This is a genomic window from Streptomyces sp. NPDC002623 (assembly GCF_053592635.1).
Genome location: NZ_JBSFWB010000001.1, coordinates 1 through 20734, shown reverse-complemented (window position 1 = coordinate 20734; position 20734 = coordinate 1). Strand labels below are relative to the sequence as shown.

The 20734-nt window shown below is 69.6% G+C and carries 12 protein-coding genes, 1 tRNA gene and 1 rRNA gene; 2 read left to right on the top strand and 12 right to left on the bottom strand.

The features are described from left to right. The first annotated feature begins 53 nt into the window (after window positions 1-53). Complete coding sequence (locus tag ACWD4O_RS00070; RefSeq protein ID WP_451275823.1) at window positions 54-818, top strand: SDR family NAD(P)-dependent oxidoreductase; 765 nt, start codon at window positions 54-56, stop codon at window positions 816-818. A 1088-nt stretch (window positions 819-1906) separates the two neighbouring features. On the opposite strand, the gene ACWD4O_RS00065 is transcribed toward ACWD4O_RS00070, so the two are convergent. From ACWD4O_RS00065 to ACWD4O_RS00025, 9 genes are all read right to left on the bottom strand, one after another. Further along, a complete protein-coding gene (locus tag ACWD4O_RS00065) occupies window positions 1907-2377 on the bottom strand; it encodes a Dps family protein (protein ID WP_451275821.1) in 471 nt (156 codons plus the stop codon). A gap of 193 nt (window positions 2378-2570) precedes the next feature. Beyond that, a complete protein-coding gene (locus ACWD4O_RS00060; RefSeq protein WP_015657463.1) occupies window positions 2571-2951 on the bottom strand; it encodes a helix-turn-helix domain-containing protein in 381 nt (126 codons plus the stop codon). A 109-nt stretch (window positions 2952-3060) separates the two neighbouring features. Beyond that, window positions 3061-3606 carry a CinA family protein gene (locus tag ACWD4O_RS00055; RefSeq protein ID WP_451275819.1) on the bottom strand — a complete coding sequence of 182 codons (546 nt, stop codon included), beginning with the start codon at window positions 3604-3606 and terminating at the stop codon, window positions 3061-3063. Next, window positions 3603-4397: a CDP-diacylglycerol--glycerol-3-phosphate 3-phosphatidyltransferase gene (gene pgsA / locus ACWD4O_RS00050; protein WP_451275817.1), complete on the bottom strand. Its 795-nt coding sequence runs from the start codon at window positions 4395-4397 to the stop codon at window positions 3603-3605. The genes ACWD4O_RS00055 and pgsA overlap by 4 nt, the downstream gene beginning before the upstream one ends. Then, complete coding sequence (rimO, locus tag ACWD4O_RS00045; RefSeq protein ID WP_451275815.1) at window positions 4394-5911, bottom strand: 30S ribosomal protein S12 methylthiotransferase RimO; 1518 nt, start codon at window positions 5909-5911, stop codon at window positions 4394-4396. Before rimO ends, pgsA begins: the two co-directional genes overlap by 4 nt. 89 nt (window positions 5912-6000) lie before the next feature. Then, entirely contained in the window at window positions 6001-6840 is an 840-nt protein-coding gene (locus ACWD4O_RS00040; RefSeq protein WP_451275813.1) for a helix-turn-helix domain-containing protein, read from the bottom strand. 255 nt (window positions 6841-7095) lie between these two features. Continuing rightward, window positions 7096-9813 carry a DNA translocase FtsK gene (locus ACWD4O_RS00035; protein ID WP_451275811.1) on the bottom strand — a complete coding sequence of 906 codons (2718 nt, stop codon included), beginning with the start codon at window positions 9811-9813 and terminating at the stop codon, window positions 7096-7098. A gap of 240 nt (window positions 9814-10053) precedes the next feature. After that, window positions 10054-10743, bottom strand: a complete 690-nt coding sequence (locus ACWD4O_RS00030) for a response regulator (RefSeq protein WP_451275809.1) — start codon at window positions 10741-10743, stop codon at window positions 10054-10056. 261 nt (window positions 10744-11004) lie between these two features. After that, entirely contained in the window at window positions 11005-16467 is a 5463-nt protein-coding gene (locus tag ACWD4O_RS00025; RefSeq protein ID WP_451275807.1) for a HAMP domain-containing protein, read from the bottom strand. A gap of 393 nt (window positions 16468-16860) precedes the next feature. Here ACWD4O_RS00025 and ACWD4O_RS00020 point away from each other — a divergent pair, with 393 nt between their 5' ends. Further along, complete coding sequence (locus ACWD4O_RS00020; protein WP_451275805.1) at window positions 16861-19602, top strand: SpoIIE family protein phosphatase; 2742 nt, start codon at window positions 16861-16863, stop codon at window positions 19600-19602. Between the two features lie 51 nt (window positions 19603-19653). Here the strand turns inward: ACWD4O_RS00020 and ACWD4O_RS00015 are convergent. The 3 genes from ACWD4O_RS00015 to rrf form a co-directional block, all read right to left on the bottom strand. After that, window positions 19654-19729, bottom strand: a tRNA-Thr gene (locus tag ACWD4O_RS00015). 75 nt (window positions 19730-19804) lie between these two features. Beyond that, entirely contained in the window at window positions 19805-20467 is a 663-nt protein-coding gene (locus tag ACWD4O_RS00010) for a DegT/DnrJ/EryC1/StrS family aminotransferase (protein ID WP_451276696.1), read from the bottom strand. Between the two features lie 115 nt (window positions 20468-20582). Then, window positions 20583-20699 (bottom strand): 5S ribosomal RNA (rrf, locus tag ACWD4O_RS00005). Window positions 20700-20734 lie beyond the last annotated feature (35 nt).

Genomic DNA, 20734 nt, shown 5'->3' with positions numbered 1-20734 from the left:
CGCAACGTACCGCACAATTGACGGACCGTCAGAAACCCTCCTACCGTCGCATCATGGCCGTGAAGGCGTACGACCTCACCGGACGCACCGCATTCGTCACCGGCGCCGCGAGCGGGATCGGCCGCGCCTGCGCCGTACTGCTCGCCCAGGCAGGCGCCACCGTGCACGGCGCGGACCTCGACGCCCAGGGCCTGTACGAGACGGCGACGCTGATCAAAGGCCAGGGCGGAACCGCCCGCACCCACCACCTCGACGTCACCGACCGCGTCCAGGTCCGGCAGGCCATGGAGTCCTGCGAGCGGCTGGACGTCATGGCGGCGGTCGCCGGGATCATGCACAGCAGCCCGGTCCTGGAGACCCGGGACGAGGACCTGGACCGGGTCTTCGCCGTCAACTTCAAGGGCGTGCTGTACGCCTGCCAGGAGGCGGCCCGTCTGATGCTGGCGCGCGAAACCGCCGGCAGCATCGTCACCATGGCCTCGGGCGCCGTGGACACCGGTGGCCCCGGCCTGCTCTGCTACGGCGTCGCCAAGGCGGCCGTGGTCCAGTTGACGAAGACTCTGGCGACGGAGGTCGGCCGCTACGGCATCCGCGTCAACGCGGTCGCGCCGGGCTGGATCCGCACCCCCATGACCGACCGTCATGACACCGCCGTACAGGCCCACACCGAGGCGGTCATGTCCCGTATGTCGCCGCTGGGCCGAGTCGGCGAACCGGAGGACATCGCCCACGCCGTCCTCCACCTGGCCTCGGACGCGTCCGCGTTCACAACGGGCCAGATCCTCCGCCCGAACGGCGGCGTAGCCATGCCCTGGTAGCCATGCCCTGGTAACCGTGCCCGCCACCCTCCCGGACGCCCTTCCCGTCCTCCTCCCGACTCCACCCCAGACCTCACCACCCACCCCCGACCTCACACCGCCCACCCCCTCCTGCACAGCCCCCTCAGCCCCCTCAGCCCTGACACCCAGCCCCACACCCCCTCCCCGGCACCACACCGGCACCGCGGCCTCGTGGGGCGCGGCGACGTCCGGGTCCTCCCCAACGCCAAGCCCACCGAGGCCTCAGTTCCGCCGCGCCCCTCCCCAGCCCACAGTCCCACCCCCAGCCACCCAACCGGCCGTCTCCCTCACACCCTCCCCGCCAACCACACCCGCACCCACCCCCAACCCCCAGCCAGCCCAGGCCCCCGATCCCACCGCGGTCCTACCCCAGCCCACAGTCCCGCCCCCAGCCACCTAACCCACCGTCTCCCCCGCACCCGCACCCCCACCCCCACCACCGGCAGCACCACCGTCCGCACCCGCACCCCCGCCACCCCCACAGCCACCCCCCGGCCGACAACACCCCTCGCCGTCCTCCCCTCGCCCTTGGCCCTGCCCCGGCTCCGGCTCCGGCCCCCGCCAAGCAGCCCTCCACCGCCCGTCCCCCACTGCACCCACAGCCCGCGCCTTCGCCACACAGTGCACCGGCAGCAGGCTCAGCCCCCACCCTCCGGCGGCGACCGCTCCCTCCAGCGCCCCGGCGTCGGGTAGCACGACGAGCCGCACCACGGCCCACCACCACACCGCGCCCAGCCCCAGGCCGAGCCCGAGTACGGCCCCCCGCCCCACTATTCGTCCCGCCACGGCCGTCACCTCCAGCCCGAGCCTCATGCAGAGTCCGTTCACGACATCAGAAAGCCCGCACACCCGCGGACCGCACACCCCGAAGCCCCGAAGCCCCGAAGCCCCGAAGCCCCGAAGAGGACGACGCTAAGCGCCCACCCTCACCCCCGGCAGGGCGCACGGGTGGCACACCGGCGCATCACCCGAGCCGAGCGCCTCCCGCAGCCTCCCCAAGCCTCCCGCTCCCACCCCGCACGCGCACCCACACCCGCCCCGCACCCGCACCCACCCCGCAGGGACCCTCACACGTTCTCCGCCTGGAACATCCAGTGATGCTTCTCCAGGTCGGCGGTGATCCCGATGAAGATGTCCTGGCTCACCGGATCCGCGTCACCCGTGGCAGCCACCCGTTCCCTCATCCGGGTGATCACGGCCCCCAGAGCGTCGACCAGCCTCCCGACCGCGTCGGAGTCCTTGACCCACCCCTCGGACACCGCACCGATCCCGCTGCCGGCCGCCACCGTCGCCGCCCGCCCGTCCGGTGAGACGCCCAGCGCCGAGGCGCGCTCCGCCACGGTGTCGGAGTGCGCGCGGGCGACGTCCACGACCTCGTCGAGCTGGAGGTGCACGGACCGGAAGCGGGGCCCGACGACGTTCCAGTGGATCTGCTTGGCGACGAGTGACAGGTCGATCAGATCGACGAGCGCGCCTTGCAACGCCGCGGAGACGGTCTTCAGATCAGCCTCGGACAGGGGACTCTTCACGACGTACATCCGTACCTCCGTACCCCCGGTGGTTGGCAGCCCCCGTCGTGCCCGTGCCCCTCCACGATGACCTCGGCACCCGGCACCGGCAAACGGACCTCGGCCCGGGAACGCGAAAAACCCCGACCGCACCTTCCCCGGGTCTCCCCGGAGAAGCCCCGGCCGGGGCTTCACACACTCCTACACACGTGCCTATACAGGCCTACGCCGCGACCACGTCCACCGCCTCGGCGGGTGCCTTGATGGTCACCCGCTCCGGTGGCACACCGGTCACCGACACGGAACCCAGCATCGGGCGAACCGACGTGGGCACAGGCTCGCTGGGGGTGGCCGCAGCAGACTGGGCCAGCTCGGCGAGAGCGAGCTCGTCGCTCACTTCCCGCATGAGCTCGGACATCCGTACGTCCAGCGCGTCGCAGATGGCGGAGAGCAGCTCGGAGGATGCCTCCTTCTGCCCCCGCTCCACCTCGGAGAGATAGCCGAGTGAGACTCGGGCGGACGAGGAGACTTCGCGCAGAGTACGGCCCTGGCGCTGGCGCTGCCGACGCAGCACGTCACCCAGCAGGCGACGGAGCAGAATCATCGGTGGCTCCCTCCTCGGACCGCGTAGCCGCATCCTTCACGCCCCACCGTACCGCCTCGCGCTGCGGCCGTGCGGGGAGCGATGTCGTGTTCACTCAGGGCTGCAAACATCAAAACCCCCCGTTCTGTTCCGTATCCTGTGCCCGCTCATTCCCGGTCTGTTCGCCCGCAAGCTCTGTCAGGAGCAGTGCGAGTACGCTCCGTACACTCTCTCTACGAATTTCCGCCCGGTCGCCGTTCAACCGCAGGGCCTCCACTTTTCCGCCAGCGGCAGAACCGGAATCCGCCCCGAACGGACCGTCCACGGCCACGAAGACCGTGCCGACGGGCTGTCCGTCCTGTGGGTCGGGGCCGGCGACGCCGGTGGTCGCGACGCCCCAGTCGGCGCCGAGCGCCTTGCGTACGCCGGCCGCCATCTGGGCCGCGACCTGCGCGTCCACCGCCCCGTGGTCCTTCAGCAGAGCGGCGTCGACACCGAGCAGTTCGTGCTTGAGTTCGGTGGCGTACGCGGTGATCGACCCGCGGAACACCCTGGACGCTCCGGGGACCGAGGTGATCTCCGCCGCGACCAGACCACCGGTCAGCGACTCGGCCACGGCAAGCGTGGATCCGCTCACCATGAGTAGTCGCACCACGTCGGCGGCCGTGGAACTCACGCTTCCGTCTCCTCCAACGCCGCCTTGCGCTCGGCGATTCCCTGCCTGCGCAGCACAATGGCCTGTCTCACATAGTCGAGCCCGGTCAGCACGGTCAGGATGACCGCCGCGGCCATGACCCACCACCTCAGGGTGGCCAGCCAGCCCGTGAGCGCCAGGACGTACATCCCGACCGCCACGCCCTGGGTGAGCGTCTTCAGCTTGCCGCCCCGGCTCGCCGGGATGACGCCGTACCGGATGACCAGAAAACGCAGGAGCGTGATCCCGAGTTCCCGGCCGAGGATCACGATCGTCACCCACCACGGCAGGTCGCCGAGCGAGGAGAGGCAGATCAGCGCCGCTCCCATGATCGCCTTGTCGGCGATGGGGTCGGCGATCTTCCCGAAGTCGGTGACGAGGTCGTACGTCCGCGCCAGGTGTCCGTCGAACAGGTCGGTGATCATGGCGATGGCGAAGGCCGCCCACGCGAACGCTCGCCACGCCGGGTCGTAGCCGCCGTCGGCCAGCATCAGCGCGACGAAGCCGGGGACCAGGATCAGCCGAAGCATCGTCAGAAAGTTGGCGATGTTCCAGACGCTCGCCTGGTTGACGGCGGCGGCCGCCAGCTTCGCGCCCCGCGGCGGCCGGCCTGCGCCCTGTGGATCGGCGCTCGCGGCGACGCCGGCAGCGGCGGACGCACCGGAAGCCGCACCCGCGACCTCCTTCGCCGCAGCGGCCTGAGCAGCCTGCGAAGCCGTCGCGGCCGATGCCGGCGAGGAGCCGCCCGCAGCCGATGCCGGAACACCCGTCATCTGCCCGCCTCCTCACTACACCCGAACGAACCCTGCAGCGAACCCTGCAACGAACCGTGCAGCGAGCCCTGCAGTGAGTCCTGCAGGGGCTCGGCCACCAGGTCGACACCTTCCGTACCGACCACCTTCGCCTCGACCATACGGCCGACGCTCAGACCTTCGCCCGATGTGAGCAGCACCTGACCGTCCGTCTCCGGCGCCTGGTGCTCGCCACGGCCGTGCACGCCCTCGTCGTCCACCGACTCCACGAGCACGTGCACGGTCTCGCCCACCCGTTCCTCGGCCCGCTGCGAGACGAGTTCCTCGGCGAGCCGGGAGATCCGGGCGAGCCGCTCGGCCACGACGTCCACGTCGAGCTTGTCGGCGTACGTCGCGGCCTCGGTGCCCTCCTCGTCGGAGTAGCCGAAGACGCCGATCGCGTCCAGCCTCGCGCCGTTCAGAAAGCGCTCCAGCTCGGCCAGGTCGGCCTCGGACTCGCCGGGGAAGCCGACGATGAAGTTGGAGCGCACGCCCGCCTGGGGCGCCTTGCTGCGGATGGTGTCGAGGAGCTCCAGGAAGCGGTCGGTGTCGCCGAAGCGGCGCATCGCGCGCAGCACGCCGGGCGCGGAGTGCTGGAAGGAGAGGTCGAAGTAGGGCGCGATCTTCGGCGTGGAGGTCAGCACGTCGATCAGACCGGGCCGCATCTCGGCCGGCTGGAGGTAGCTGACGCGCACCCGCTCCAGGCCGTCGACCTCGGCGAGCTCGGGCAGCAGCGACTCCAGCAGCCGGATGTCGCCGAGGTCCTTGCCGTAGGAGGTGTTGTTCTCGGAGACCAGCATGATCTCCTTGACGCCCTGCTCGGCCAGCCAGCGCGTCTCGTTCAGCACATCGCTCGGCCGGCGCGAGATGAAGGAGCCGCGGAAGGACGGGATGGCGCAGAAGGAGCAGCGCCGGTCGCAGCCGGAGGCGAGCTTGACCGAGGCGACGGGGGCGCCGTCCAGCCGTCGGCGCAGGGGCGCGCGCGGTCCTGACTGCGGGGCCAGGCCCTCGGGCAGGTCCGTGGGCGCGCCGTGCCCGGGCAGGGCCACGTCCGTCGCGGACTGTCGCTCGGCCGGGCTGATCGGCAGCAGCTTGCGCCGGTCGCGCGGGGTGTGGGAGGCGTGGATGCCGCCGTTGAGGATGGTCTGGAGGCGGTCGGAGATGTCGGCGTAGTCGTCGAAGCCGAGCACGCCGTCGGCCTCGGGGAGCGCCTCGGCGAGCTCCTTGCCGTACCGCTCGGCCATGCAGCCCACCGCCACGACGGCCTGGGTTCTGCCGTGCCCCTTGAGGTCGTTCGCCTCCAGCAGGGCGTCGACGGAGTCCTTCTTGGCGGCGTCGACGAAACCGCAGGTGTTGACGACGGCGACGTCCGCGTCCTCGGCGTCCTCCACGAGGTGCCAGCCGTCCGCCTCCAAACGGCCTGCGAGCTCCTCCGAGTCCACCTCGTTACGGGCGCAGCCAAGGGTGACGAGTGCGACGGTACGGCGTTCAGGCATGGGCTCAAGACTACTTTGTCCCACCGACACCGAACGTCGACGGGGTTGGCGAAGATCGCCAACCCCGTACACCCGAAGGCCCGCCTGGCTCATCCGGCCTGCGGGTCGCCCTTCGTGTAGGTCAGTCGCTCCACCGCGCCGGGCTGGAAGTCGTCGTCGAGTTTCTTTCCGTTGACGTACAGATCGATCGCGCCGGCGTCGCCGAGCACGAGGTTGATCTTCTCGCTGTCCTGGAAGGTCTTGGAGTCGCCCTGCTTGAGCAGGCCGTCGAAGAGCAGGCGGCCGTTGTGGTCCTTGGCGGAGATCCAGCTGCGCCCGTCGGGGGCGGTGACCTGGACGGTCACCTTGTCCTGGGGGGCCGCGGCGATGGCGCTGTCGGAGGGTTCCGGCTTCTGGTCGACGGGTTTGTCGGTCTTCGGCGTGGGCGAGGCGGTCTTGCCGGCCGCCGGTGTGGTGCCCTCGGCGACCTGTTGCTTCGTGCCGCCGTCCTCGTCGCCCTTGAACGCGGTGAAGCCGACGAAGCCGACGACGGCGACGATCGCGGCGACCATGGCCGCGGTCCAGTTCGGCCCGCGCCGCTCGGGGCGGATACGTTCCGCCTCGAACATGGGTGCGGCCGGGGTCGGTGCGGGACGGCCGCCGTGGGTGGCGTCGTACCGGTCGATCAGCGGGACAGGATCGAGGTGGACGAACCTGGCCAGGGTCCGGATGTGCCCGCGCGCGTAGACGTCTCCGCCGCAGGGGGCGAAGTCGTCCGCCTCGATGGCGTGGACGATGGCGATACGGACCCGGGTGGCGGAACTGACGTCGTCGACGGTCAGCCCGGCCGCGATGCGCGCCTGCTGCAGGGCGCGACCGATGGAGAAGGAGGCTTCCTCGGACGGGTCTTCGAACGGACGCTCGTCTTCAGGGGAGTTGCCGATGGACACGGGGGCGCCTTTCGAGCGTGTAGCCACCTGTGCTGGAAGTTCAGTCTAGGGGGGGTGCCAAAGGGAGGGGCAACCGGGCGGTACGACTTTGTACGCCATCGGTATGGCCGGACACACCGATGACGGGCCGGTTGCGGCCCCGGCGGGGAGCCGCACCTGTCCTCTCGCTCAACTTGACGTACGCCAAAGGGAAACGGTTGCCCATCTCTCTCTAACGGGTGAGTCACGGCCGATCGCCGCATCTCTCCCTCACGTCTACCCCGCGGAGTCCCCTCGGATCACCGCGAGCACGCCGTCCAACTCGTCCGGCTTCACGAGAACGTCGCGCGCCTTGGAGCCCTCGCTGGGCCCGACGATGTTCCGCGACTCCATGAGGTCCATCAGGCGGCCGGCCTTGGCGAACCCGACCCGCAGCTTGCGCTGGAGCATGGACGTCGACCCGAACTGGGTGGAGACGACCAGCTCGGCCGCCTGGCACAGCAGGTCGAGGTCGTCGCCGATGTCCTCGTCGATCTCCTTCTTCTGCTTGCTGCCCACGGTGACGTCGTCCCGGAAGACGGGCGCCATCTGGTCCTTGCAGTGCTGGACGATCGCCGCGACCTCGTCCTCGGTGACGAACGCGCCCTGCATACGGGTCGGCTTGTTGGCCCCCATCGGCAGGAACAGTCCGTCGCCCTTGCCGATCAGCTTCTCGGCGCCGGGCTGGTCGAGGATGACCCGGGAGTCGGCGAGCGAGGAGGTGGCGAACGCGAGCCTGGAGGGCACGTTCGCCTTGATCAGACCGGTGACGACGTCGACGGACGGGCGCTGCGTCGCGAGGACCAGGTGGATGCCGGCCGCGCGCGCGAGCTGTGTGATGCGCACGATCGAGTCCTCGACGTCCCGTGGCGCGACCATCATCAGGTCGGCCAGCTCGTCGACGATCACCAGGAGATACGGATAGGTCTTGAGCTCCCGCTCACTGCCCTCGGGCGTCTTCAGCTTGCCGTCGCGAATGGCCTGGTTGAAGTCGTCGATGTGCCGGTAGCCGAAGGCCGCGAGGTCGTCGTAGCGCAGATCCATCTCCCGTACGACCCACTGGAGCGCCTCGGCAGCCCGCTTCGGGTTGGTGATGATCGGCGTGATCAGGTGCGGGATGCCTTCGTAGGCGGTCAGTTCGACGCGCTTGGGGTCGACGAGGACCATGCGGACGTCTTCGGGCGTCGCACGGACCATGACGGACGTGATCAGGCAGTTGATGCATGACGATTTACCGGAACCGGTGGCTCCGGCGACCAGCACGTGCGGCATCTTCGCCAGGTTGGCCATCACATAGCCGCCCTCCACGTCCTTGCCGAGCGCCACCAGCATCGGGTGATCGTCCTCGGCCGCGTCCGCGAGGCGCAGTACGTCACCGAGGTTGACCATCTCGCGGTCGGTGTTCGGGATCTCGATGCCGACCGCGGACTTGCCGGGGATCGGGCTGATGATCCGCACATCGGGGCTGGCGACGGCGTACGCGATGTTCTTGGTGAGCGCGGTGATCCGCTCGACCTTGACGGCGGGGCCCAGCTCGACCTCGTAGCGCGTGACCGTCGGCCCGCGCGTGAAGCCGGTGACGGCCGCGTCGACCTTGAACTCCATGAAGACGTTCTGCAGGGAGGCAACCACGGCGTCGTTGGCGGCGCTGCGGGTCTTGCCCGGGCCGCCGCGCTCCAGGAGGTCGAGCGACGGGAGCGAGTAGGTGATGTCACCGGACAGCTGAAGCTGCTCGGCGCGCGGCGGCAGCTCGCGCATCTCCTCGGGGGCCGACTTGGTCAGGTCGGGCACCGCCCCGATCTTGAGCTTCTCCTGCCTGGGGCGGGAAGCCGGCGCCGGGACGGGCGTCGGCGTCGTCGGCTCCCGGTCGCCGAGGCTGACGCCCTGGGTGAGGTCGGCGACGATCGGCGAGGGCGGCATGCCGTGCAGGACGGCGCCGTCGAGGTCGGCCGCGGCGGCCGCGGCGATGTCCACCGCGTCCAGCTGGCGGTCCATGGCCGGCTGCGGCACCGCGGAGCGCCGGGGGCGACCGCGCCGCCGGGAGAGCGCCTCCTGCTCGGCGCCGTCGGGGTCGTACTCCTGGGGGGCGCCCGAGCGCCGTCGGGGGCGCCCGGGCAGCGCCTCGCGCCACTGCTCTTCGTAGCGCACGCCGTCGTCGAACTCGTCGAACTCGTCCTCGGCCGGATCGTGCAGCACGCCCAGCCGCACGCCGAGCTGCCGCAGCCGCTGCGGGATGGCGTTGACCGGGGTCGCCGTGACGACCAGCAGCCCGAAGATCGTCAGCAGCACCAGCAGCGGCACGGCGAGGACGTCGCCCATCATGTACGTGAGCGGGGTCGCCGCGCCCCAGCCGATGAGGCCCCCGGAGTCCCTTATCGCCTGCATGCCGTCGCTGCGGGCGGGCGATCCGCAGGCGATGTGGACCTGGCCGAGCACGCCGATGACGAGCGCGGACAGGCCGATCACGATGCGACCGTTGGCGTCGGGCTTCTCCGGATGCCGGATGAAGCGTACGGCGATGACCGCCACCAGGATCGGCACGAGCAGGTCGAGCCGGCCGAAGGAGCCGGTCACCAGGATCTCGACGAGGTCGCCGACGGGACCGCGCAGGTCGGCCCAGGTACCCGCGGCAACGATCAGCGCGACGCCGAACAGCAGCAGCGCGACGCCGTCCTTGCGGTGGGCCGGGTCGAGGTTCTTCGCGCCGTTCCCTATGCCGCGGAACACGGCGCCCACGGCGTGCGCCAAGCCGAGCCAGATGGCGCGCACGAGCTTGTAGATGCCCCCGGTCGGGTTGGGGGCGGGCGCGGGCGCGGGCTTGTTGGCCGCGGCTTTCTTGGCGGGCGCCTTCTTCGCCGGGGCCTTTTTCGCAGCGGCCTTCTTCGCCGGAGCCTTCGCGGGAGCAGCCGCCTTCTTGGCGGGCTGCTTCTTGGCTGCGGAGGAACGTGGGGCCATGGGGGTGAGGTTACCGGTGGAGACCACAACGGACACGTGTGCCTACTGCTTCACCCGTTCGTGTCGCTCTCACACGGGCGCGGAACTGACGCGTCCTCATCCACAACTCCTCGCGTGGCACGCGCCAGTTCCGTCTGCGAGCCCAGTTCTGCAAGCTCTGCTCTACAAACTCTGCTCCGCAAGCCCCGTTCTGCAAGCTCTGCTCTGCATGCTCAGTTCTGCATGCTCAGGCCTGCATGCTCAGTTCTGCGACGGCACAGAAGCCGTGCCGCTGCCGGTTCCCGGCTCCAGGGCGTCCAGCGCCCTGCGCAGACCGGTGAGTTTGCGCTCCAGGTGCGCCGCGGTGGCCACCGCCGCCGCATCCGCCGACTCGTCGTCCAGCTGCTTGGACAGAGCCTCCGCCTGCTCCTCGACCGCCGCGAGCCGCGCGGAGAGCTCCGCGAGCAGCCCGGGCGACTCCTTGGCGCCGCCGCCCGCCGAGGCCTTGCCGCCACCGCCCTCCAACTGGAGCCGCAGCAGCGCCGCCTGCTCGCGCAGCTGACAGTTCTTCATGTACAGCTCGACGAACACCGAAACCTTCGCGCGCAGCACCCACGGGTCGAACGGCTTGGAGATGTAGTCCACCGCACCCGCCGCGTAGCCGCGGAAGGTGTGGTGCGGCCCGTGGTTGATCGCGGTGAGGAAGATGATCGGGATGTCCCTGGTCCGCTCTCGCCGCTTGATGTGCGCGGCCGTCTCGAATCCATCCATTCCCGGCATCTGGACGTCCAGCAGAATGACCGCGAAGTCGTCCGTCAGCAGTGCTTTGAGCGCCTCTTCCCCGGACGATGCCCGCACCAGCGTCTGATCGAGCGCAGAGAGGATCGCCTCCAGCGCCAGCAGATTCTCCGGCCGGTCATCGACCAGGAGGATCTTGGCCTTCTGCACCATGGCCCGCCCTCCTCGCCCCGGCAGTGCACCGGGCGCCGCCCCTGGGGACGACTCCTTTGCGCCGCCCTTCCTTGTGCCGGTCATGGTAGCCGCACCCCGACCGTCGCCACACCCTGTCACCGTGATGTCACTGTGCACGTAGCAGGAACGTAAGCGGAGACCAGAAGGTTCCCCGAATTCCGCCCCGCTACACGGCGACGGCCACCCTGAGTCAGCAACTCCGAGCGCACCCCGAAGGTTCCCGTCACACCGCAGTCCCCCTCACGCGTCCCGCATCCACTGCTGCATCACGGACAGCAGGTGATCGGGGTCGACCGGCTTCGTCACATAGTCGGAGGCGCCGGACTCGATCGCCTTCTCCCGGTCGCCCTTCATCGCCTTCGCGGTCAACGCGATGATCGGCAGCCCGGAGAACTGCGGCATGCGCCGGATCGCCGTCGTCGTCGCATAGCCGTCCATCTCCGGCATCATGATGTCCATCAGGACGACCGCCACGTCGTCGTGCTGCTCCAGGACCTCGATGCCCTCCCGGCCGTTCTCCGCGTACAGCACCGACAGGCCGTGCTGCTCCAGGACGCTGGTCAGCGCGAACACATTGCGGATGTCGTCGTCGACGATCAGCACCTTCTCGCCGCCGAACCGGATGCCCACGCGCGCGTGCGCCTCCGTCTGCTGCGCGCGGGCGGGCCACTGCTCCGGCTGCCCGACCTGCTCGCCGCCGCTCACCAGCCGACGCCGGCGCCGGAAGAGAGCCGCCGGGCCGTTCTGCGCGTCCTGGTACGACTTCACCTCGGCCGGCATCGCGATCTCCGCCTCGGACAGCTCCGACAGCTCACGCGCCCCGTTCTCCGAGGCCACCAGGTCGCCGGCCTCCAGAGCGGGCACCACCTGCTGGTAGCCCTGCGGCGGCAGCTCGCTCGGATGCAGCGGCAGATACAGCGTGAACGTCGAACCGCGGCCCGGCTCGCTCTGCGCATGGATCTCACCGCCGAGCAGCTGCGCGATCTCCCGCGAGATCGACAGCCCGAGGCCCGTGCCGCCGTACTTGCGGCTGGTCGTGCCGTCCGCCTGCTTGAACGCCTCGAAGATCACCCGCATCTTGCTGGCCGCGATCCCGATGCCGGTGTCGGTCACCGAGAACGCGATCAGCGGCGCATCCGCGTCGGTCAGCGAACCCGCCTCCAGCAACTGCTCCCGGATCGCCACCGGCACCTCCGCCCCGGCCGGCCGGATGACCAGCTCGACCGACCCGGAGTCGGTGAACTTCACCGCGTTGGACAGCAGGTTGCGCAGCACCTGAAGCAGCCGCTGCTCATCGGTGTGCAGCGTGGCCGGCAGCTCCGGCGACACCCGCACGGACAGGTCGAGGCCCTTCTCCGCCGTCAGCGGACGGAACGTCGCCTCCACGTAGTCGACCAGCTGGACGAGCGCGATCCGCGTCGGCGAGACGTCCATCTTGCCCGCCTCGACCTTCGACAGGTCGAGGATGTCGTTGATCAGCTGGAGCAGGTCGGAGCCGGCCCCGTGGATCGTCTCGGCGAACTCGACCTGCTTCGGCGAGAGGTTGCCCTCCGCGTTGTCGGCGAGCAGCTTGGCCAGGATCAGCAGCGAGTTGAGCGGCGTGCGCAGCTCGTGCGACATGTTGGCAAGGAACTCGCTCTTGTAGCGCATCGACACCGCGAGCTGCTCGGCACGCTCCTCCAGGACCTGGCGCGCCTCCTCGATCTCGGTGTTCTTCACCTCGATGTCACGGTTCTGCTGGGCCAGCAGCTCGGCCTTCTCCTCCAGTTCGGCGTTGGACGCCTGCAGGGCCTTCTGCCGCTGCTCCAACTCGGCCGACCGCTCCCGCAGTTGCTCGGTCAGCTCCTGCGAGTTCTTCAGCAGCTGCTCCGTCTTCGTGTTCACGGAGATCGTGTTGACGCTGGTCGCGATCATCTCCGCGAGCTGGTTGAGGAAGTCCTTCTGGATCTGCGTGAACGGCGTGAACGACGCCAGCTCGATCACCCCGAGCACCTTGCCCTCGAACAGCACCGGCAGCACGATCACCTGCGCGGGCGGCGCTTCGCCGAGCCCCGAGGAGATCTTCAGATAGCCGCTCGGGGCGTTCGCCACGAGGATCGTGCGCTTCTCCTCCGCGGCCGTCCCCACCAGCGCCTCACCGGGCCGGAACGACGTCGGCATGGAGCCCATCGAGTAGCCGTACGAGCCCAGCATCCGCAGCTCGTACTGAACGACGTCGCCGTCGGCCGGCTGCATCGCCAGGAAGAACGCGCCGTGCTGCGCGGCCACCAGGGGCGGCAGCTCGCTCATGATGAGCGAGGCCACGTCCTGAAGGTCACGCCGGCCCTGCATCAGAGCGGACACGCGCGCGAGGTTGCCCTTGAGCCAGTCCTGCTCCTTGTTGGCGATCGTGGTGTCCCGCAGGTTCGCGATCATCTTGTTGATGTAGTCCTGGAGCTCCTGGATCTCCCCGGACGCGTCCACGTCGATCTTCAGGTTCAGGTCGCCACGGGTCACCGCGGTCGCCACGCGCGCGATGGCACGCACCTGCCGGGTCAGGTTCCCGGCCATCTCGTTCACCGATTCGGTGAGGTCGCGCCAGGTGCCGTCGACGTCACGCACGCGTGCCTGTCCGCCGAGCTGCCCCTCGGTACCCACCTCGCGGGCGACCCGGGTGACCTCCTCGGCGAACGACGACAGCTGGTCGACCATCGTGTTGATGGTCGTCTTCAGCTCGAGGATCTCCCCGCGCGCGTCGATGTCGATCTTCTTGGTCAGGTCGCCCTTGGCGATGGCCGTCGTGACCATGGCGATGTTGCGCACCTGACCGGTCAGGTTGGACGCCATGCCGTTCACCGAGTCGGTGAGGTCCTTCCACGTGCCCGCCACACCCGGCACATGCGCCTGCCCGCCCAGGATGCCGTCCGTGCCCACCTCGCGGGCCACCTTGGTGACCTGTTCGGCGAACGAACTCAGCGTCTTCACCATGGTGTTGAAGGTGTCGGCGAGTTGCTGGACCTCACCGCGCGCCTCGATCGTCACCGTCCGCGTCAGGTCGCCGTTGGCGACGGCCGCGGCCACCTGGGAGATGTTCCGCACCTGGACGGTCAGGTTCTTGGCCATCAGGTTGACGTTGTCGTTGAGGTCCTTCCAGATGCCCGTGACGCCGGGCACATGCGCCTGACCGCCCAGGATGCCCTCGGTGCCCACCTCACGGGCCACCCGGGTCACCTGCTCGGCGAACGACGACAGCTGGTCGACCATCGTGTTGACGGTGGTGACGAGTTCGAGGATCTCGCCCTTGGCGTCGACGGTGATCTTCTTGGACAGGTCGCCCTTGGCGACGGCGGTGGTGACCTCCGCGATCTGGCGCACCTGAATGGTCAGGTTGTTCGCCATGAAGTTCACCGACTGCGTGAGGTCCTTCCAGGTCCCGGAGACCCCCTGCACCTCGGCCTGACCGCCCAGGATGCCCTCGGTGCCCACCTCACGGGCCACCCGGGTCACCTCCTGGGCGAACGACGACAGCTGATCCACCATCGTGTTCAGGGTGTTCTTCAGCTCCAGGATCTCCCCGCGCGCGTCCACGGTGATCTTCTGGGAGAGGTCGCCCCTGGCCACCGCGGTGGCGACCTGGGCGATGTTGCGCACCTGGGCGGTGAGGTTGCCCGCCATGCCGTTCACCGAGTCCGTCAGGTCCCGCCACACACCGGCCACGCCGGGCACCTGCGCCTGCCCGCCCAGCCTCCCCTCGGTGCCCACGTCCCGCGCCACCCGGGTCACCTGGTCGGCGAAGGCCGACAGCTGATCCACCATCGTGTTGATGGTGTTCTTCAGCTCCAGGATCTCGCCCCGCGCGTCGACGTCGATCTTCTGCGAGAGGTCTCCCCGGGCGACGGCCGTGGTCACCTGCGCGATGTTGCGCACCTGCGACGTCAGGTTCCCGGCCATGGAGTTCACGGAGTCCGTGAGCTCCTTCCAGGTGCCCGAGACGCCGTCCACGCGCGCCTGCCCGCCCAGCCGGCCCTCGGTGCCCACGTCCCGCGCCATCCGGGTCACCTGATCGGCGAACGACGACAGCTGGTCGACCATCGTGTTCACGGTGTTCTTCAGCTGGGCCATCTCGCCGGAGACGTCCACGGTGACCTTCTGCGACAGGTCCCCGTTGGCCACCGCCGTGGTGACCTGCGCGATGTTCCTCACCTGTCCGGTGAGATTCCTGAACGCCGTGTTGACGGAGTCCGTCAGGTCCTTCCACGTGCCGGCCGCGCCCGACACCTGCGCCTGCCCGCCCAGCTCACCCTCGACCCCGATCTCCCGGGCCACCCGGGTGACCTCGGCGCCGAACGCCGACAGCTGGTCCACCATCCCGTTGACGGTGTTCTTCAGCTCCAGCATCTCGCCGGCCACGTCCACCGTGACCTTCTGCGACAGATCGCCGCTGGCCACAGCCGTCGTCACGGCCGCGATGTCCCGCACCTGAGTGGTGAGATTGCGGAACACGGTGTTGACGGAGTCCGTCAGGTCCTTCCAGGTGCCGGCCGCGCCCGGCACGTTCGCCTGGCCCCCCAGCTGCCCCGCGGCACCCACCTCGTTGGCCACGCGCGTGACCTCGTCCGCGAAGATCCGCAGCGTCTCGGTCATCTGGTTGATCGTCTCGGCGAGCTGCGCGACCTCACCGCGCGCCGGCACGGTCACCTTCCGCGACAGGTCACCGTTGGCGACCGCCGTCATCACCTCGGAGACACCGCGCACCTGGGCCGTCAGATTGCCGGCCATGGTGTTCACCGAATCGGTGAGTTCCTTCCACACCCCGTCGACACCCGTGACCTGGGCCTGCCCGCCCAGCATGCCCTCGGTGCCCACCTCGCGCGCGACCCGGGTCACCTCGGACGAGAACGCGGAGAGCTGATCCACCATCGTGTTGACGGTGTTCTTCAGCTCGAGCATCTCGCCCTCGACGTGAACCGTCACTTTTCGCGACAGATCACCCTTGGCCACGGCGGTCGTCACCAGCGCGATGTCCCGCACCTGCGCCGTCAGCCGGTACGCCATCGTGTTGACGGACTCCGTGAGGTCCTTCCACGAACCCGACATACCGCGCACCTGGGCCTGTCCGCCCAGCTTGCCCTCGGTACCCACCTCGCTGGCCACCCGCGTGACCTCGTCGGTGAACGTCGACAGCTGGTCGACCAGGTTGTTGACCGTCCGCCCGACCTTCAGGAACTCCCCGCGCAGCGGATGACCGGTCCCCTCCGGCGTGTGCGTCCTGAGCTCCATACGCGGCGACAGATCACCCTCGGCCACCGCCGACAGCACCCGCCCGACCTCGGAGACAGGCCGTACGAGGTCGTCGACCAGCGCGTTCGAGTTGTCGATGGCGGTCGCCCAGGAGCCCTCACAGGCGCCCGTCTCCAGCCGCTCGGTGAGCTTGCCCTCCCGCCCGACCATGCGACGTACGCGCGAGAGCTCACCCGTGAGGTGGAGATTACGGTCCGCCACCTCGTTGAACACGGCGGCGATCTCCGACATCACGCCGTCGCCGGACACCGTCAGCCGCTTGCGGAAGTTCCCGTCCCGCATGGACCCGAGAGCGACCAGCAGCCGGTCCAGGGCCGCCGTGTCCACGACGGTCGTCCCGCCGCGTGGTGAGCGCTGCCTGCTTGGGGACTGTCCGCCTTTCGCGCGCGTCTTAGTGCCCCGCGTCGCTGCGCCAGACTCCACTTGTCCCTCCCGCAGGGGTCGACCGTTACCGCTGTGCCTGGGTTCTGCTGCCGTGCTGGGTGCTGCTGCTCGCCGTGCCTGTTGCCGCCGGGTATTCCGCCTGATGAAACCAGGCCGACCCGGGAGGCTGCTGCCCCCTGTACTCAGAAGACACCCAGTCTGCCCGGACCTTCACAAGAAGCTTGCCCAGTGTTTCACCCTTGCCGAACCAGGCCATAACAGTTCGGCAGCTTCGCACATCGTCCGCACACCCTCGGCGGAAACACTTGGTGACCGGCATCCGCACGGACCGGGAAGGTAAGTAACCTTGCATGCGGCTGTCCAGCCACACCGGTCCGACCGGTCTGGGCGGTGGCACGAGCACGAGCGGGCATCGGAGGGGCGGCCGCACACATGACCACCGGACTGATCCCGGGGGGACAGACCCCGGACCCCCGGCCTTCAAGCGCGCGCCCACCACAGCAACGGCGCGACCAGACCGGCCCGGGAGCCCTGCACGTAGACGACCGGCCGAGGAGTTCAGTGATCACCGCGCGCGCGGCTGCCAGTTTCGAGCCCGTGGGGCGATCGGTGGCGACCGCCCGCTCCTTCGTCCGCGACACCCTCCAGGGCTGGGGCTTCGCCGACATCGTCGACGACGCCGTGGTCCTCACCAGCGAACTGGTGACCAACGCGGTCGTCCACGCGGGCACCCACGCCGAAGTCCTGTGCCTGCGCAGCGACGACGGCGTGCGCGTCGAGGTGGCCGACCGGTACCCCGAGCGCGAGATCCCCCTTCAGGGCTCCCCCGCCACCATGGGCAGCCCGGACCGCGAAGGCGGCCGAGGCCTCCAGCTCTGCGCGGCCATCGCCGGCCGCTGGGGCGTCGAGTACACCCCCACCCACAAACAGGTCTGGTTCCAACTCGAGCTCCCCGACCGCCCGGTGGGCACCCGCGCGGCCGGCCCGTCCCTTCCGGCCGATCTCCTCCCCATCGCGGACAGCCGGGTACGCGTGGCGGTCGTCCAGATCGACGGGGCAGGCGCCGTCTCGGCGTGGAACGAGGACGCCGAGGAACTCTTCGGCCACGCGGCCGACCAGGTCACCGGCAAACCCCTCACCGACATCGCCGCCTGGCCGCACACCCCCGGCACCAGCACCGGCATCGTGGAGGCCCTCCAACTCTCCCGCTGGGAGGGCAGTTACGGCATCCGCGGCGCCGACGGCCGCGTCACCCCCGTCTACGCCTCCCACCTCCGCGTCCGCGACACCGGCGGCGAGCCGTCCACCGTCTGCCTGCTCGTACGCGACCACGAACGCGCGGTCCTGCAGACCCCGTTGCGCGTCCCGGCCTCCGACCCGCCCGTCGGCTCCGACGGCCAGAGCACCGACCCCTTCGAGGTGTTCATCGGCTCCCCGGCCCCGGACGACCTCGACGGCCTCCTCCAGCGCACGGTGGAACGCGCCCGCGACATGCTCGACGCCGACTCCGCCTTCCTCCTCCTCGCGACCGACGACGAGACGGAGTTGGAGGTCCGTGCCTCCACCGGCCTGCCCTCCGCCCGCCAGCGCTTCGCGCGCGTGCCCGTGGAGGCAGGCCCCGGCCGCTACGGCTCGGCCCGCATGCCGGCCGTCCACGAGGACCTCCTGGCCGTCCCCGGCGCCGTTCCCCTGCTGAACGGCACGGGCATGCGCTCGGTCGTCACGGTCCCTCTGAAGGTCGAAGGCCGCCTCACCGGCTCCCTCGGGGTCGCGGCGGAGGCCCCCGGCCGCTACTCCAACGAGGAGGCCCTGCGCCTGCAGTTCGCGGCCGACCGCATTGCGCTGGCCGTGGAGTCGGCCCGCCTGGGCGAGCTGGAACGCCTGCGCCGAGGCTCCCTGAGCTTCCTCGTCGAGGCCTCCGACCTCCTCGCGGGCACCCTGGACCGCGACCAGACCCTTGCCCTCATGGCCCAGATGACGGTACCCACGCTGGCCACCTGGTGCGCGGTCTACACGATCGCCGACCAGGCCTCCGACCCCTACCTCTCGTACGTCCTGCACGAGGACGAGGAACTCATCGACGGCATCAAGTCGTTGCTGTCGAAGATCGCACCCCCGGACCCGGTCCCCACCCCGGGCGCCCGCGTCTGGGCGGCCCCCGCCGAGGCGGCCCACGACGCGGCGCTGCGCAGCTCGATGCGCAGCCTCGGCCTGACCGGCGGCCCCACCCACCAGGTCTCCTCGGGCATCGGCCCCACCCTCGCCACCGCATCCGCGGTCGGCGGCGAGACCGTCGTCCTCCCCCTGGTCGCCCGCAACCGCGTCATCGGCATGCTGACGCTCGGCAAGCCCACCGACGAACACTTCCGCCAGGAAATCCTCGAACTGGCCGAGGACTTGAGCCGCCGAGCGGCCCTCGCCCTCGACAACGCCCGCCTCTACTCCGAGCGCACGGCCATCAGCCAGGCCCTCCAGCGCAGCCTGCTGCCCCCGGAACTCCCCGAGATCGACGGCGTCGAGGTCGAGGTCATCTACCGCGCGGCCGGCGAAGGCAACGAGGTCGGCGGCGACTTCTACGACGTCTTCCCCATCAGCGACGGCGCATACGGCTTCGCCATCGGCGACGTCTGCGGCACCGGCCCGAACGCGGCCGCAGTGACGGGCCTGGCCAGGCACGCGTTGCGCCTGCTGGCGAGAGAAGGCCTCAGCGGCCCGGCCGTCCTGGAACGCCTCAACTCGGCCATCCTCGACGAGGGCGCGCGCAGCCGCTTCCTGACCCTCCTCTACGGCGAGATGCGCCCGCAGGAGGACGGCAGCGCCGAGCTGAAGGTGGTCTGCGCCGGCCACCCGCTCCCCCTCCGCCTCCGCCAGGACGGCACGGTCGAGCCCGCGGCCGAACCCCAGCCCCTCCTCGGCGTCATCGAGGACCTGGAGCTCTACGAGCAGACGATCACCCTCGACCCGGGCGACGTCCTGCTCTGCGTCACGGACGGCGTCACCGAGCGCCGCGAGGGCGCCCGCATGCTCGGCGACGACGGCCTCGCCGACGTCCTCACATCCTGCACGGGCCTCACGGCCGGCGCGGTCGCAGCCCGCATCATGCGCGCAGTGGAACGCTTCGCATCCGACGCCCCGTCCGACGACATGGCCATCCTGGCCATGCGGGTGGCATGAGAAGGACGGCATGAGAAAAGCCCCCGCCCGAAAGGGCGGGGGCTTTCTTCGTGGAGCCCCCTAACGGAATCGAACCGTTGACCTTCTCCTTACCATGGAGACGCTCTGCCGACTGAGCTAAGGGGGCCAGTTACTTTTCGAGGTTTCCCTCGCGGCAACGGAATAGATCATACCCCGAACAGGCCGGTGTTCCCAAACCCGTTCAGAAAGCGGGCTGAAGCAGTCCACCCAGCGCATTACAGGCCGACACGATCCGCTGCATGTCCCGCCTCGTCAACGCAGCGTCCACCGGCAACGCGAGCGTCTCGTCAGCGGCCAGCTCGGTGGCCGGCAGTGACACACACCGCCTGAACCCGGGCAACCGGTGCAGCGGAGTCTTCACCGGAACCCGGCACTCGATTCCCCTCCCCCGCAACGCCCGCGCGAACGCATCCCGATCGGGCCGCCCGTTCCCCGGCACCCGCACGACGTACTGCTGATAGGTGTGCCCGTCCCCACCATCGGGCATCCGAACGCCACGCAACCGCCCGTCCAGATAGGCGGCCCGCTCCCGACGCTGCGCGATCTCGTCGTACGGCGCCTCGGACTCCCCCTGCTCCAACACCAACAGCCCATGCCGCTTCCCGACCTCGTGCAACCGCCGGACATCCGCGGGCCGACCGAAGCGATGGACGACAACGACGGCCACGGTACGGGGAGTTACGGTCGCCTCGACGGCGGCTGGATCCAGGCAGTAGGTCACCGGATCGACATCTGCGAACACCGGCAGCGCACCAGCGAGGGCGACCGCTCCGGCGACTTCCACATTCCCGAAGGCCGGCACGATGACCTCGTCACCGATTCCGACGCCTGCAGCCCTGAGCATTGCAGCAGTACTCATGCCGTGGATGCTGAGGGCGGAACATGAACTTCAAGTGACCACAAACAAAAAAGGGTTGGACCCTGAACCGAAGTTCAGAGTCCAACCCTTTTGAATGATTGTTCGGCGGTGTCCTACTCTCCCACAGGGTCCCCCCTGCAGTACCATCGGCGCTGTGAGGCTTAGCTTCCGGGTTCGGAATGTAACCGGGCGTTTCCCTCACGCTATGACCACCGAAACACTATGAAACTGTGAATCTGCCGCACCATGCCG

Excerpts from the sequence above, each read along its gene's own strand:
- ACWD4O_RS00035 (WP_451275811.1), bottom strand. The coding sequence starts at position 9,813 with ATGGCCCCACGTTCCTCCGCAGCCAAGAAGCAGCCCGCCAAGAAGGCG.
- rimO (WP_451275815.1), bottom strand. The coding sequence starts at position 5,911 with ATGCCTGAACGCCGTACCGTCGCACTCGTCACCCTTGGCTGCGCCCGT.
- ACWD4O_RS00020 (WP_451275805.1), top strand. The coding sequence starts at position 16,861 with ATGACCACCGGACTGATCCCGGGGGGACAGACCCCGGACCCCCGGCCT.
- pgsA (WP_451275817.1), bottom strand. The coding sequence starts at position 4,397 with ATGACGGGTGTTCCGGCATCGGCTGCGGGCGGCTCCTCGCCGGCATCG.
- ACWD4O_RS00060 (WP_015657463.1), bottom strand. The coding sequence starts at position 2,951 with ATGATTCTGCTCCGTCGCCTGCTGGGTGACGTGCTGCGTCGGCAGCGC.
- ACWD4O_RS00030 (WP_451275809.1), bottom strand. The coding sequence starts at position 10,743 with ATGGTGCAGAAGGCCAAGATCCTCCTGGTCGATGACCGGCCGGAGAAT.
- ACWD4O_RS00065 (WP_451275821.1), bottom strand. The coding sequence starts at position 2,377 with ATGTACGTCGTGAAGAGTCCCCTGTCCGAGGCTGATCTGAAGACCGTC.
- ACWD4O_RS00010 (WP_451276696.1), bottom strand. The coding sequence starts at position 20,467 with ATGCTCAGGGCTGCAGGCGTCGGAATCGGTGACGAGGTCATCGTGCCG.
- ACWD4O_RS00070 (WP_451275823.1), top strand. The coding sequence starts at position 54 with ATGGCCGTGAAGGCGTACGACCTCACCGGACGCACCGCATTCGTCACC.